Annotated in this window: 11 protein-coding genes; 4 read left to right on the top strand and 7 right to left on the bottom strand. The window is 76.2% G+C overall.

Annotated features, from left to right (window positions below; genetic code table 11):
* Positions 1 to 36: 36 nt before the first annotated feature.
* The 6 genes from IEZ03_RS00885 to IEZ03_RS00860 are packed head-to-tail and all read right to left on the bottom strand — an operon-like array spanning position 37 to position 10,330.
* A complete protein-coding gene (locus IEZ03_RS00885; RefSeq protein ID WP_184882997.1) occupies positions 37 to 1,773 on the bottom strand; it encodes a TRAFAC clade GTPase domain-containing protein in 1,737 nt (578 codons plus the stop codon).
* 3 nt (positions 1,774 to 1,776) lie between these two features.
* Complete coding sequence (locus tag IEZ03_RS00880) at positions 1,777 to 4,026, bottom strand: GAP1-N2 domain-containing protein (protein WP_184882999.1); 2,250 nt, start codon at positions 4,024 to 4,026, stop codon at positions 1,777 to 1,779.
* 2 nt (positions 4,027 to 4,028) lie between these two features.
* Positions 4,029 to 5,315, bottom strand: coding sequence for a TRAFAC clade GTPase domain-containing protein (locus IEZ03_RS00875; RefSeq protein WP_221480640.1), 1,287 nt, complete (start codon positions 5,313 to 5,315; stop codon positions 4,029 to 4,031).
* The gene (locus IEZ03_RS00870; RefSeq protein WP_184883001.1) at positions 5,312 to 7,912 is read right to left on the bottom strand and encodes a SaeA-related protein; all 2,601 of its coding nucleotides are present in this window, start codon (positions 7,910 to 7,912) and stop codon (positions 5,312 to 5,314) included. The genes IEZ03_RS00875 and IEZ03_RS00870 overlap by 4 nt, the downstream gene beginning before the upstream one ends.
* 26 nt (positions 7,913 to 7,938) lie before the next feature.
* Positions 7,939 to 9,522: an Hsp70 family protein gene (locus tag IEZ03_RS00865; RefSeq protein WP_132042620.1), complete on the bottom strand. Its 1,584-nt coding sequence runs from the start codon at positions 9,520 to 9,522 to the stop codon at positions 7,939 to 7,941.
* A gap of 7 nt (positions 9,523 to 9,529) precedes the next feature.
* Entirely contained in the window at positions 9,530 to 10,330 is an 801-nt protein-coding gene (locus IEZ03_RS00860) for a nucleotide exchange factor GrpE (protein WP_229807899.1), read from the bottom strand.
* A 189-nt stretch (positions 10,331 to 10,519) separates the two neighbouring features.
* Between IEZ03_RS00860 and IEZ03_RS00855 the strand changes: the two genes are divergently transcribed.
* Positions 10,520 to 11,164, top strand: a complete 645-nt coding sequence (locus tag IEZ03_RS00855) for an ACT domain-containing protein (protein WP_184890519.1) — start codon at positions 10,520 to 10,522, stop codon at positions 11,162 to 11,164.
* Between the two features lie 18 nt (positions 11,165 to 11,182).
* Here the strand turns inward: IEZ03_RS00855 and IEZ03_RS00850 are convergent, their stop codons facing one another.
* Positions 11,183 to 12,100, bottom strand: coding sequence for a carbohydrate kinase family protein (locus IEZ03_RS00850; RefSeq protein WP_184883003.1), 918 nt, complete (start codon positions 12,098 to 12,100; stop codon positions 11,183 to 11,185).
* Positions 12,101 to 12,172: 72 nt separating this feature from the next.
* Here IEZ03_RS00850 and IEZ03_RS00845 point away from each other — a divergent pair, with 72 nt between their 5' ends.
* From IEZ03_RS00845 to IEZ03_RS00835, 3 genes are all read left to right on the top strand, one after another.
* Positions 12,173 to 12,820 (top strand): class II aldolase/adducin family protein, encoded by a 648-nt coding sequence (locus IEZ03_RS00845; RefSeq protein ID WP_184883005.1) that lies wholly within the window; start codon positions 12,173 to 12,175, stop codon positions 12,818 to 12,820.
* A gap of 54 nt (positions 12,821 to 12,874) precedes the next feature.
* Positions 12,875 to 13,678 (top strand): enoyl-CoA hydratase, encoded by an 804-nt coding sequence (locus IEZ03_RS00840; RefSeq protein WP_184883007.1) that lies wholly within the window; start codon positions 12,875 to 12,877, stop codon positions 13,676 to 13,678.
* A 31-nt stretch (positions 13,679 to 13,709) separates the two neighbouring features.
* The coding region (locus IEZ03_RS00835; protein ID WP_189241142.1) for a TIGR03668 family PPOX class F420-dependent oxidoreductase at positions 13,710 to 14,112 on the top strand (403 nt) is incomplete at its 3' end.

Genomic DNA, 14,112 nt, shown 5'->3' with positions numbered 1-14,112 from the left:
GCTCGATCACAGGGAAGACATTCGGCGCAGGAGGGGTCAGAAGGGGAAGCGTTCCGCGGCGGCGACGACCGCGCCGGTGACGGTCGCCACCGTGACGGCCGACACCCCCGCGAGGACCGCCCAGCGCCCGGCCTGGTAGCCGAGCGGGACGCGGTCCGGACCGCGTCCCCGCACCGGCCACGGGGCGCGCAGCGGGGCCGTCCCGGGCAGCTCCTGGGCGGCGTCGTCGGGCGGCCGGACGCCGTTCGCCGCACCCGCGGGCGCCAGGCCGGTCACCCAGCCGAGCAGGTCGGCGACGTCCGCGGGCTCCGTCGCCAGGCCGGACGCGAAGTACCGCACCTGCCCCGCGAGCTGGTCGAGGGTGCGGACGGTGTTGCCGAGGCCGATGTCCCCGAGCCATTCGCGCAGCCCGGCCTCGTCGTCCGGTCCCGCGCCGGTCAGGAAGCGGCCGATCTCGGTGCGGGCCAGCAGGTCGGTCTTGGTGACGACGACGGCGACCCGCTTCTGGTGCCCCTGGTCCGGGCGGGACCGCAGCTCGTTCAGCACCCGCTGCAGCGTGTCGGCCGGGTCCTCCTCCGACGACGCGGCGGACCGGTCGACGAGGTCCCGCTCGTCCCCGGTCAGGGAGCCGCGCAGCTGGGGGAGGGCGAACGGGTCCACGACGAACAGCAGCGCCTCGCTGTGCTCCAGGTAGCGCAGCGACTCGACCTCCGTGGCGCCGGTGTAGTGCTCGCCGGCCGGGTCGAACAGGTAGAGGATCCGCCGGGCGCGGCCCGGGAGCTCCACGTCCACCATGGTCGCGAGCGGCAGCTCCGGCCCCGTCTTGGCGAGGCGCCCGCCGCGCTGGAACTCGCGGATCGCGCCCGCGTACGCCTGCGCGTGCCGCTGCTCCACGAACGCGAGCCGCCCGTGGACGGCGCGGGCCCGCGCGTGCAGGGCGCGGATCCCCAGGACCATGAACGTCGTCTTCCCGGCGGCCGGGCCGCCGACGAACGGCAGCGGCTCCACGCGGACCCGCCCGATCCGCTCGGGGAGCCGCCCCCCGCAGTGCGGGCAGTGCGCGGCCAGCCGGAAGCGCCCGAGCGGGACGGTCGTGGGCAGCCGCGCCCCGCAGCGGCACACGTGGCGGAACGCGCCGCGCGACCCCGGGGTGAGGCGGGGGTGCCGCGCCCCGCACCCCGGGCACTCGTACTCGGGCAGCCCGATGCGCTCGTAGCAGAAGGGGTGCGGGCAGGTCTGCAGGATCCTGCCGTACATCATGAAGAGGCGCTCCACCGCCGCCAGGACGAGCACGCACACCAGCCACACCGCGAGCCCCGTCGCGGCCACCAGCCCGTAGAGGACGGTGAGCGCGAGCACGAACACGGCGGCCGGCGCGGAGGCGGCCACGATGCCCGCGCACAGCGCCAGCCAGACCGGGAAGACGAAGAAGCCCCAGAACCCGCCGAGCAGCAGCCGGGTCAGGCGGACGAGGACGGCCCGCGCGGTCCGGTACACCTGCGGCACGACCGTGCGGCTGATCGTCCACCAGTCGCGCCACACCTGGCCGAGCAGGTAGTGCCGGTAGGCGATCTTCGGCTCGGCGACCGGCGACGGCCCTTCGAGGGTGGACGGCGCGAGCGTCCGGCACGCGTGGAGGTAGTACAGGCTCAGGGCGGCGACCCCGGCGACGACGAGCGTCACGGCGAACAGCACCGGGAACACGTACATGAAGCCCAGCCACATGGCCGCGCCCCACACGGCGATCAGCAGCAGCACGAGGATGGGATGCACGGCTCACCTCCCCCCGCGGGAGGAGTCGCCCTCGGCGAGGAGGTCACGCAGCGCGGCCCGCAGCCGGGGGCTGCGCTCCAGGCGGACGTCGAGCTGCCGGCTCGCCAGCCACCGGCCCGCCGCCGCCCGCGCCCACGCCTCCAGGGCCGGTTCGGCGGCGCCGCGGGTCTTCATCCGCAGCACGACCTCGACCAGGTCGTTGCGCTGCTCGGCCTCGCCGCCGCGCAGCGGGGCGCGGCCCGCGCGGGCGCGTCCGGGCAGCTCCTCGGTCCACCGCTCGCCGAGCCGGGCGCGGACGGGCGCGGGCAGCGCGGCCAGCAGCTCCGCCCGGAACGCGGGCGGCCGCCGGCACAGCCGCCGCGCCGCCCCGACGAACGCCTCGCCCGCGAGCTGCGCGGTCGCGCCGCCGGCGTCCGCGATCTCCGCCAGCGCCCGCGCCGCCCGCGCCGGGCCCGCGGTGATCGCGGTCCCGTACGCCTGGACGAGGGCGGCGTCGCGTCCGGCGCGCCCGCCGGGCAGGACCTCCCGGACCCGCTCGGCCAGCCGCAGCGCGGCCGGGTCGGCCAGTCCGTCGCCGCCGGGGAACGCGAGGCGCGTGAACGTCCGGGACGGCAGCCCGGCCAGCGGTGCGCGGGCCGCCATGGCGTCGCCGTGGGCGTCCAGGAGGCCCTCGCACTCACCGGCGGACGGCGGAACCCGCCAGACCTCGTCGAGCGCCGCGTCCAGCGCCGTGTCGGGGTCTCCGTCCAGCCGGAGCAGCTCCCCGGTGATCTCGATCCGGCGTTCCGGATGCCGCCGCCCGACGGACGCGAGCACGGCGCCGCCGACGGCGGGCACGGCGCGCAGCCGCTCGGGGTGCCCGTGCAGCAGGTCGCAGTTGCCCGGCGTGAGCGCCGCCGCGCGTTCCCGCTCGCCGGCCTCGGCGAGCCCGGCGAGCACCCCGTCGAGGAGGGCGTCGCGCAGCCCGGCGGGGCAGCCGGCGAGCGCCGCGGCGAGGCCGGGGTCGCCGCGCCGCGCGCACCGCGCCGCCGACGCCGCGACCTCTGCCGGATCGAGCTCCACTCCGGCCCGCTCCGCCACGCCCGCCGCCGCCGTGGTCTCGGCCAGGCCGGACGCCTCGGCCAGCGCGTCCGACACCCGCTCGCCGACGCGGAGCGAGCACTGCCGGGCGACGTCCGCCGCCCCCGCGGCCCGCGCCCGCTCGTGCAGGGCGAGCGCGAGGTCCAGCCCCATCGACGGGACGCCGGGGACGAGGTCGCGCCACACCCATTCGGGTATCCCGGACCCGCGCCGCGACAGCAGCTCCGCCGCGGCGCCCTCCTCGGCCGCGGTGACGGTCGCGTCGCCGCGGCAGAGCGCCAGCAGCGCGGCGGCGCCCTCCTGCGCGGGGTCGTCCAGCGGTGCCAGCTCGCCGAGGGCGTCGAGGCCGGCGAAGTCGGGGCCGCGCCAGCAGCCGGCGACGGTCCGCGCGAAGCGGCTCGTCCCGCCGGCCGGGACGCCCTCGCGGAGGTCGAAGGCGCGGGCGTGCGAGGCGCGGTGCCGGACGGCGGCCCAGATCGCGGGCGTGGTGCCGACGAGGCGCTGCGCGGCGCCGTCCGGGTCGGCGGTGTAGGTGACGAACGACAGCCGCGCCGCCGCCGTGACCGGCAGCGAGTACGACACGACCGCGATCCAGCGGGCGATCAGCTCGACGTCGTCGGAGACGAGGACGACGCGGCCGTGGCCCTGCCCGAGGACGCCCGCGACGGCGTCCACCAGGTGCCCGAGCAGCGCGTAGGGGTCGTCCCGCCCGGACTCGGCGAGCCACGCGGCGAGCGACTCCGGGTCGAGCGCCGCGCCCGGGGCCAGGTCGTCCAGGGTGTCGAGTACCGCCGTCTCCGGTGCCGGGAGGTGCGCCCAGTGCGGCGCGGACCACAGCTCGGCGGGCCGCAGGCCCTCCAGCTCGTCCGGCTCGGCGACGACCGCGTGCGCGAAGAAGTTGCCGTAGCGGCCCGAGTAGTCCCGGCCGAGGTAGCGGCACCGCAGCAGCAGCGGGCGCCCGTCCACCCGGTCGTACAGCAGCGAGACCGGGAACAGCCCCAGCTCGGAGTCGTCGGGCGACAGCGGCGCGTCGGGCGGCGGCCGGTACGCCAGGTACGGGGTCACGCCCGCCCGGACCCCGTCGGGCAGGCCCGGCGTCTCGGCGACGAACTGGAACCCGGCCCGGCCGGTGGGCCCGCTCCGGGCGGAGGTGTAGTGCAGCTGCCAGGCCACGGCTACGCCCCTCCGGGACGGACGCCGTCGAGCATCCCGAACCGGTGCAGCAGCCACAGCAGCGGGTCCTCGGCCCGGTACGGCCGGACGCCGCCCGCGCCGACGCGCTCGCCCTCCGGCGCGGCGCCGAGCGCCGACAGGCCGAACAGCGCGTGGTCGGCGAACTGCTGCCCGAGGTAGGTGTCGAGCTGGCCCGCCTGCCACTCGTGCAGCAGCGCCCGGACCTGCTCGTTCACCGCTTCCCTGTCGTCGAGGTCCAGCACTCCCTGGCCGGACCGGGACCGGTGCAGCGCCGACTGCTCCAGCAGCCCCGGCCGCAGCATGTCGATCTTGGTGAGGGCGACCGCGACGGGCACCGGCAGCGGCTCGCCGGGCCGGGTGCCGTGCCGCTGCCGGAGCGTCTCGGTGACGCGGGCGATGACGTTCAGCGGCTCGCTGTCCGGGTCCGCGGAGTGCGGACCGCCGGACGCGCCGGACGCGCCGGGCGCGCCCGGGACGCCGTCGCGCACGCCGGAGCGGGCGCCGGGCAGCTCCAGCGGGTCGACGAGGAAGATGACCGCGTCGGCCGCCTCCAGGTACCGCAGGTGCAGGTCGGTGGCCTCGCGGCTGCGCAGGTCCTCGCCCGCCGTGTCGAACAGCACGAGCGCGAGCGAGTCGTTGCGCGGGCGGGAGAAGCGCCCCCTGCGCGTCCGGGTGAGCAGGTACACCAGCGGCTCGCGGGGGCCGGTGGCGGCGCTCGCCGTCGTCGGCAGCAGCCGCCGCTCCTCCAGCAGCGGGCGGGCGAAGTCGCGCTTGTACCGCTCGATCGTCCGGTCGTCGCACGCCACCAGCGACGCGTCCAGCTCCGTCCCGACCCGGTTCATCAGCTCGTGCAGCAGGACGGCGATGTAGGTGCTCTTGCCCGCGTTCTTCGCCCCGACGAGCGCGACGATCCGGCCGGGGGAGTCGCAGTACGCGGACGGGAGCGGGTTGTGGCACTCCGGGCAGGCGCGGTTGCCGGTCGGGAGCCCGCAGTCCGGGCAGTCCGCGCGTCCCGCGCGTCCGGACGCGGCGAACACCGGCGGCAGCGACGCGCCCGCCGTCGACCCGGTGTACGCGGCGAGATCCTCGTCCAGGACGGGGGCGCAGCCCTGCCGCCGCCCCGACTGGCCCCGGCACCGGAACAGGATCCGCTGCGGCGCGACCGACGCGAAGCAGTACGGGCACGTGACGCCCTTCCTGAATCCGCGCGGCCTGGCCGGGCGGTGCAGCGACCCCGCACCGGGCACGCGGGCGAGCGGTCCGGTCATCGCTGCACCCGGAGCCGGCGGACGGGGGGATCGCTCAGCGCGACGGCGTCGTCGTCGGCGAAGCAGCGCAGCCAGTACGGCGCGGCGGCGGCCGGCGCGTCCAGCGACAGCTCGCCCGGCACGGGCACCTGCTCCCACCGGCCGAGCGTCTCCCCGTCGGCGGGCCGGTGCGGCATCACCCGCCCGGTGCGCAGCACCAGCGCGAGCCGCGCCAGCCGCAGCGGGCGCGACGAGGTGAGCCGGACGGTCAGCGTCCGCCGCCACGGCGGCCCGGACCGCAGCACGTCGTAGCGGACGACCGTGCGGGCCGCGACCTCGGCGGTCACCGGCGGGCCGGTCACCCGGGAGCCGCCCACCGTCCCGGCCGCCGCGACCGACAGCTCGACCGGCTCGTCCTCGGGGACGGGCAGCCTGACGCCGCCCTGGGTGTCGTAGGCGGCGCGGGTCACGACCTCCCCGGCCGCGGCGGCCGGCCGCGGCTCGGCGCCGATCCGGTACGCCAGCTCGACCTCCGTGACGTCGGGCGGCCAGTCGAACCCGACGTGCACGTGGTCGCCGCGCCGCTCGGCGACCAGGCGGCGCGGCGGCGGCAGGTTCACGTGCCGGTGGTAGGCGCCGATCGCGGCGGTGCCCTCGGCGACGGTCACCGCGAGCAGCCATCCGCTGGCGCCCGGCCGCACCGCGAGCCCGCCGGGGACCGGGGTGCACGCCAGCCGCCGCGTCTCGCGCCGCACCTCCTCCAGCGGGACGAGCGCGCTGCGCGGCCACGGCGGGGGCTCCTCCGCCAGCACCAGTTCGGCCGTCCCGCTGCCGGGCGCGCCGAACGCGACCCGGACCAGCCCCGGATCGGACGCGTCGGTCTCGGCGGACAGCTCGTACACCGGCTCGGGCGGCGCGCTCGGCGTGGCCGAGGCGCGCACGCCGTCCGTCACGACCTCGCGGCCGGCGGAGTCGAGGTAGACCGCGCAGATGCGGTAGTGGTGCGTCCGGCCGTTGGGGACGCGCTCGCGGAACCCGTCGCGTCCCGCCGGGACGGCCCGGCCGTCGCGGACGACGACGACCCGGGCCGCCTCCGCGGGGCAGCGCCACCGCCCCGTCACCTGGCCGTCCCCGGCCAGCAGCTCGACCTCGGCCGGGTCGGGCCGCACCAGCAGCGGCCCCGCCACGGCCGGTGCGGCGGCGGCGTCGCCGCGCACCGCGACGACGCCGTAGTACAGCGGCACGTTCACCGGCGGCCGCTCGTCCAGCGGGCCGCCCAGCGGCTCCCCGTCCCGGACGTCGCGCGGCGCTCGCCCGGCCCGCCGCACGACCTGGTGCAGGACCTCGCCCGCCGTGGAGGGCGACGCCTCCCACGAGAGCCGCACGGTGGCGCCGTCCACGTCCGCGCGCACCGCCGGGACGGGACGCGGCGGCAGCCGGCGCTGGTGGGCGGCCGCACCGGGCAGGTCGCGGACGAGGCGGAGCGCGTCGGACAGCAGCCGGTGGGCGCGGTCCGGGTCGCGCTCGGCCGCCGCGGTCTCGCGGAGGCGGAGCGCGGTGTCGAGGCGGTGCCGGGCCTCCGCGGCGAGGACCGCCTCCTCCGGCGATTCTGCGCCGCCGGCGGCGCGGGGGAGGCCCGAGGCGTCGGCCAGCTCGGCCGCCGCGAAGACCTCGCCCGCGTCCAGCAGCGCGCGCAGCCGCCCGGCGAGCCCGCCGCCCGGCCCGGTCTCGCGGACGACGGAGAACACCATGCGGCGCGCGTCGCCCTGGTCGACGCCGAGGTCCTCGGTCGCGTACCGCAGCAGCGCCCGCTCCGAGGCCCGCTGCCGCAGCCGCTCGCGCAGCCGGTCGGCCACGTCGTAGCGGAGCAGCTCCGGCAGGTCCGCGCCCGACCGCAGCGCCGCGAGGACGGTGTCGGCGTGGGTGGTGCTCGTGTCGCGGCTGCGGCGCGCCCACGTCGCCCCGGCGGCCGCGACCGCGTCGGCGTCGAGCCGCAGGTCGCCGCCGGGCGCGGCGAACCCGTCCAGCAGCCGGATCGGCCCGGTCAGCCGCGGCCCGAACAGGAAGTCGGCCAGGTGGCGCGTCCCGAGGACGTCCAGCGACTCCTGGACCTTCCGGAACGCCGGGTAGGGCGCGGCGGTGGGCAGCGCGTCGGGCTCGCGGACCTCGATCCGGTCGTCGGCGGCGAGCCGCTCCAGCTCCGCGCGGGCCACGCCGCCGGTCCGCGCGATGGCCTCGATCTCGGCGGGCGTCACCATCTTCAGCGTCCCCGCCGCGTCGGTGAGCCGCGCCCGGGCCCGGCTCCGGCGCCGCTCGCCCCGCTCGCGCCCGCCGCGCAGCCGCGCGTCCAGCGGGCGCAGGTCGCCGCGCTCGGCGGCGGTGAACAGCGGGGCCAGCTCGCGGTGCTCGGCCTCCAGCCGGTCGATCAGCTTGCGGTACTTCAGCTGCCCGCGGGCCCGCCGCCAGCACTGCCGCACCTGCTTGACCCGCGCCGCGACCGCGGGCCCGGTGAGTCCGTCGGCGAGCGCGTACCGGACGCGCAGATCCTCGGGGGGCTGGTCGCCCGCCGCCCGCGCGGGCTCCAGCACCTCCCGCCGGTAGTCGTCGTCGAACGCCACGGGCGCCTCCAGGGTCCGGGGGGCGATCAGCTGACCTGGACCCTGGAGAGGGCCTTCCGGGAGCGCTCGACCTCCTCCTCCGACATGCCGCCGACGTCGACCTTCAGCTCCAGCCGCTCGCCGGTCTCCTTCTCCACGGCGGTGACGTTCAGCAGCCCGGACGAGTCGAGCGCGAACGTGACGCCGATCGGCCAGCCCGCCTTCTTGCCCGGCGGGACGCGGATCTCCCCGGTCGCGATCTCGGTGTTGTCGATCAGGTCGGCCGACTCCACGACCCCGGCCTGCTCCATCACCCGGATGTCGGCGGACCGCTGGTCGTCGTAGACGGTGAAGAAGTCCTCGGTCTTCGCCGCGGGCAGCTCGTCGTTGGCGTGCACGAGGTGCGCGACGTTCTCGGCCCCGGTCTCCCGGTCGACCACCACGATCCCGAACGCGTGCGACGCGACGGTCTTGATCTGCCGCCCGGCGATCTGCTTCTGCTGCTCGGCGGACAGGCCGGCCCTGCTCGCCATCTCCTCGGCGCGCTCGGCGGCGCCCTCCCGGACGAGCCGCCGGTAGGTCTCCTCGAACGCGTACAGGGCCGCGCCCTTGGCGACCGCGAGGTCGGGGTCCTGGAGCCTGGGGGCGAGGCCCAGCTCGGTCTCCAGGCGCGCCGCGACGACCGGCATCTTCGTGGACCCGCCGACGAGGACGAGGTCGTCGTAGTCCTCGACGTTCTTGTCGGCGGCGGTCGCCAGGGTCCGGCCGGTGATCTCGATGGTGCGGTCGAGGAGGTCCTTGGTGAGCTCCTCCAGCTTCTCCCGCGTCACCTCGACCGACGCGACCCGCCCGCCGTGCATGACGCGCACGGTGTGCGAGGTGCGGGTGGTGAGGGCCTTCTTGGCGTCCTCGGCGTCGCGGCGGAGCTGCTGCTCGGTCTGCTTGTCGTCCAGCGGGTCGCCGGCGTCGGGGTGCTCGGCGCGGAACCGCTCGGCGAGGTGCTCGACGAGCCGCGCGTCCCAGTCGGCGCCGCCGAGCTCGTGGTCGCCGTCGGTGCACACCACCTCGATGTGCCCGCCGCGCAGCGTGATGACGGTGGTGTCGAACGTGCCGCCGCCGAGGTCGTACACCAGGATCGTCCGGTCCTGCTCGGGGTTCAGGACGCCGTAGGTGATCGCGGCGGCGATCGGCTCGGACACGATGTCGATGACGTTCAGCCCCGCGATCCGGCCCGCCTTGCGGGTCGCGTCGCGCTCGGCCGCGCCGAAGTAGGCGGGGACGGTGACGACCACGTCGCGGGCCTCCTCGCCCGTGGTGGTGCGCGCGTCCGTCGCGAGCTTCAGCAGGATGAACGCCGACAGCTCCTCGGGGGTGAAGTCGATCCCGTGGATGGGGCGGGTGACGTCCCGGCCCATGTCGCGTTTGACGAGGCTGACGACGTTGTCGGGCTCCAGGACCGCGGTGTCCTTCGCGGTGGCGCCGACGATGACGTTCTCGCCGCTCTCGAAGTAGACGACGGACGGGGTGGTGTCGGTGCCCTCCAGGTTGCGCAGGACCGCCGGCCGGCCGACGTCGTCGATGGAGGCAATGCAGGAGTACGTGGTTCCGAGGTCGATCCCGTAGACAGCCATGTCCCTCTCACCTATCGGTACCGAGTGCGCTGTTCGTCTTCCCGCTGTTCGTCTTCCCGCTGTTCATCGTCGCGCCGCGGGCGGCGCCGCGCAGGCGATTCGAGCCGTCCCCGGCGGGGCGGCCGGCCCCGTTCGCGCCGGTTCCGGGGTCGTCGTCCGACTTGTCCCCGGCGTCCTCGTCCGCGGTGTCCTTGTCCGCGGCGTCGTCGAGCCTGCCGACGCTGACCGCCGCCTTGCGCAGGACCTTGCCGCTCTGCTCGAACCCGTCGGACTGGACGGCGGTGACGGTGCCGTCGCGCATCGGGTCGTCGACGGGGGTCACCGCGACCGGCCGGTGCCGGGACGCGTCGTAGGGGGCGCCCGGCTCGACCGTGAACCTCTCCACGCCGAGCCGTGCCAGCGCGTCGGCGACGTCGTCGGCCACCGCCTCCAGCAACTGGGCCGTCTGCTCCGGGCCGGGCGGGTCGGCCGGGCCGGGGTCGGCGAGCCGGGACGACTCGCGGCGGGCCTGGTCGTGCAGCCGGTACAGCGCGGCGCGGACCGGCTCCAGCATCGCCTGGAGCTCGCCGCGCCGGAGCCGCTGGTTCTCCTCGTGCAGCCGGTCGATGACGGCCTCGCGGTGCGCGGCGCGCTCGTGCTCGCGGTCGAGCCGCGCGGCCAGCCCGGCCAGCGCGTCCCTGACCTCGGCCTGGAGCACCGTGCCCGGAGGCTCGGCCGCTTCCGGTGAGGTGTCACCGGGCATGCCGTCGCCCGGCTCCGGATCCGCACCGGACTCGTTCCTGACTGGGGGGTCCCCGTCCCTCGACACGTAGAGTTACCTTAATGCTGGGCGGCGTGAGGCGATAGGCCGACTGATGACCTTCACCGGACTCTAGTTTGACCGGTACCCGCCATTCCAGCACCGGCAACGCAGCCGTTTTGTCGTGGCGACACCTTTGGGTAACACGAGGGAAACGGGGTTCGGCGAGGGTGGTGGCAGCGGAGAGCGGAGGTGGCCATGTTGCTGCGGATACGTGTAAGGCTGCCCGACCGTCCGGGGTCGCTCGGGCAGGTGGCCCGGACGCTGGGGGCCGCGGGCGCCGACGTCGTCCAGATGGCGGTGCTGGAACGCGGCAACGGCCGCGCGATGGACGACTTCACGGTCGTCTGGCCCGCCGGGGCGGGCACCGAGCGGCTCGCCGAGGGGATCGGCTCGGTCCCCGGCGTGGAGGTCGCCGGGATCTGGCCGACCGTGGAGCCGCAGGGCGCCTGCCCGGACGCCGCCGTGATCGGGCAGGTCGCGGCCGTCCCCGAGCGCGGCCCGGAGATCCTCGCTGACGCCGTGCCCGCCATCCTGAGCGCCGACTGGGCGGGGCTCGCCGAGATCGGGGACGGGGGCAGGGCGGTGCTCGTGCACGCCAGCGTGGGCGGCGCGCCCGGCACCGGGCTGCCGGGCCTGCTGCCGCTGCGCCCGCGGGCGTTCACCGCGGCGGACGGCGCGCAGTACGCGGTCTGCCCGCTCACGAAGGGCACCCTCGCGCTGGTCGTGGCCCGGACGGGCGCGCCGCCGTTCCACCGGACGGAGGTGTCCCGCCTGGAGCAGCTCGCCGCCGCGGCGGACGCCGTCCTGACCGGTGACCGCGCCGGACGGTCGGCCGTCTGACCGGCGGCGCCGCCCGGCTCAGTTCAGCAGGGCGAGCACCGCCTCCAGGTCCTTGAGGCAGGCGTCGGAGCCGAGGCCCTGCGCGACGGTCGCGGCCGTCGCGGTGCCCCAGCGCGCCGACTCCAGGACGTCCCGCCCCCACGCGAGACCGGTGATGAACCCGGCGCAGTAGGCGTCGCCGCATCCGGTGGTGTCGACGACCTCGACCGGCAGGGCGGGCAGCCGATGCACGCCCGCGGCGGTCGCGACGAGGCTGCCGGCGCCGCCGAGCGTGACGACCACCGTCCGCGGCCCCCTGGCGAGCAGGGCGCGGGCGGCCTTCTCCGGGTCGTCGTGCCCGGTCATCTCGGCGGCCTGCTCCTCGTTGGGCAGGAAGTGGTCGACGTGCGGCAGGAACGCCGCGGCGCCGGTGAGCAGGTCGGGCATGTTGGACAGCAGGTCCATGGTCACGACGGTGCCGGTCCCGCGGGCGTGGGCGAGCATCTCGAAGAACGCGGGGTCGTTGAGGCCGAACGTGACGTCCGGGCCGCCGAGGTGGACGAGGTCCGCCGCGGCGAGCAGGCCGGGCCCGACCGCGCCGGCGGTGAGGGTCAGGTTGGCGCCGGGCACGTGGAAGCTGGGCCGCCCGCCGTCCGGCCGGATCGGCAGGATCGACGCGCTGGTCTGGTCGGCGGTCCGCCGGACGAGCCCCCGCACGTCCACGCCGTTCCGCTCCATGATCTTCACCAGCAGGTCGCCGAGGTCGTCGTCGCCGATCGCGCCGACCGAGATGACGTCGTTGCCGAGCCTGGCGAGGGCCACCGCGGTACCGGCGGCGGCGCCCGCCGCGGTCACCCTGATCTCGTCCACGACAACGGTGCCCTGCCCCTCCGGGATGCCCCCGACGGGCCGCGCGAGCACGTCGAGGATGTGCGCGCCCAGTGTTACAACCGTCATGACCAGACCCCTTAAAGATCGTCAGGGCCGTAGCGTACGCGGTGCAGGCCCCGGGACGTGAGAGGTGTTCGCATGTTGCTGAAGGATGAGCGGGACGAGCTGTGCGGGATCGGCCGGCGGCTCGCCGGGACCGGCCTGGTCACCGGGTCGGCCGGGAACGTCAGCGTCCGCTCGGGCGACCTGGTCGCGGTCACGCCGGGCGGGATGATGCTCGACCGGATGGCGCCCGCCGACTGCCCGGTGGTGGACATGTCGGCGCGGCTGGTCGAGGGGGAGCGGGCGCCGTCGTCGGAGACCCCGATGCACCTCGCCCTCTACGAGGCGACCCCGGCGGCGGCCATCGTGCACACCCACTCGACCTACGGCGCCGTCGTGGCGACGACCATGTCGGAGCTGCCGCCGATCCACTACAACACCCTCCTGCTGGGCGGCGTGGTCAGGGTCGCCGAGTACGCCACGTACGGGACGCCGGAGCTGGCGGAGAACGTCCGGGCGGCCATGGCCGGGGGGAAGCGCGCCGCGCTGATGGCCAACCACGGCGGCGTCGCCATCGGCCGCGACCTGGACGAGGCGTTCGAGAACGCCCGCCTCCTGGAGTGGCTCTGCGGCGTCTACGTCCGGGCGAAGACGATCGGCGAGCCGCGCGTCCTGACGGACGAGGAGCTGGCGCGGGTCGTCGAGCGCGGCCTCACGCCCCCGGAGTTCCCGCGTGTAACCTAACGCTTGTTAGGTCAATCGCCAGGTCGCCGTGCCGCCACCGTGCCGGGAGGTCCCTTGCCCTTCGTCCTCGTCGACAGGCCGCGCCCGCACGTCGCCCTCATCACCCTCAACCGGCCCGAGCGGATGAACGCGATGGCGTTCGACGTCATGATCCCCTTCCGCGAGGCGCTGGAGGAGGTGAGCCGCGACAACGGGACCCGCGCCGTCGTCATCACCGGGGCGGGGCGCGGCTTCTGCTCCGGCGCCGACCTGGAGAACCCGGGCCACATCCCCGGCATCGACGGGCTCACCCTCCCCACCATCGCGCTCCGGTCGATGGAGCTGCTGGACGACGTCGTCCGCGCGCTGCGCCGCGTCCACCAGCCGGTCATCGCGGCGGTCAACGGCCCGGCGATCGGCGGCGGGCTCTGCCTGTCGCTGGCGGCCGACATCAGGCTCGGCTCCGACACCGCCCTGTTCCGCGCGGCGGGGATCAACAACGGCCTCACGGCGAGCGAGCTCGGCCTCAGCTACCTGCTGCCGCGCGCCATCGGCTCCTCCCGCGCCTTCGAGATGATGCTGTCGGGCCGGGACGTGGACGCCGCCGAGGCCGAACGCATCGGCCTGGTCTCCCGCGTCGTCCCGGGGGACGAGCTCCTGGACGCCGGCTACGAGCTCGCCGAGCGGATCGCCGGGTTCAGCCGTCCCGGGACCGAGCTGACGAAACGGATGCTGTGGTCCAGCCTCGACGCCGCCAGCCTGGACGCCCACATGGGCCAGGAGGGCCTCGCGCAGCTCTACGTCCGGCTCACCACCCACAACTTCGAAGAGGCGATCAAGGCCCGCAGGGAGAATCGCCCGCCCGACTTCCAGGACTGACGGGCCGGCGGCGGCGTGGCACGCTGAAGGGGTGCCGAAGCTCTCCCCGCACGACGCGCGCCGCCTGCTGGCGGCGGTCCCCGTCCTGCGCCTGGCGACGGTCGGGGAGGACGCGCGGCCGCATCTCGTCCCGGTGACGTTCGCCGTCCACCGGGGGAGCGTCTACACGGCCGTCGACCACAAGCCGAAGAGCACGCGGGACCTGCGGCGGCTGGCCGACATCCGCGCCAACCCGCGCGTGGCGCTGCTGGCCGACCACTACGAGGACGACTGGGACCGGCTCTGGTGGGTCCGCGTGGACGGCCACGCGAGCATCGTCGAGGACCCCGCGAAGATGGCGGAGCCCGTCCGGCTCCTCGCCGCCCGCTACGCCCAGTACCGCGACCGCCCGCCCGAGGGGCCCGTCATCGCCATCACGATCGAGGGGTGGACGG

The organism is Actinomadura livida (assembly GCF_014648675.1).
GTDB classification, from domain to species: Bacteria; Actinomycetota; Actinomycetes; order Streptosporangiales; family Streptosporangiaceae; genus Spirillospora; species Spirillospora livida.
Note: the sequence above shows the minus strand (reverse complement) of the source record. Positions and strands in the feature narration are given on the sequence as shown.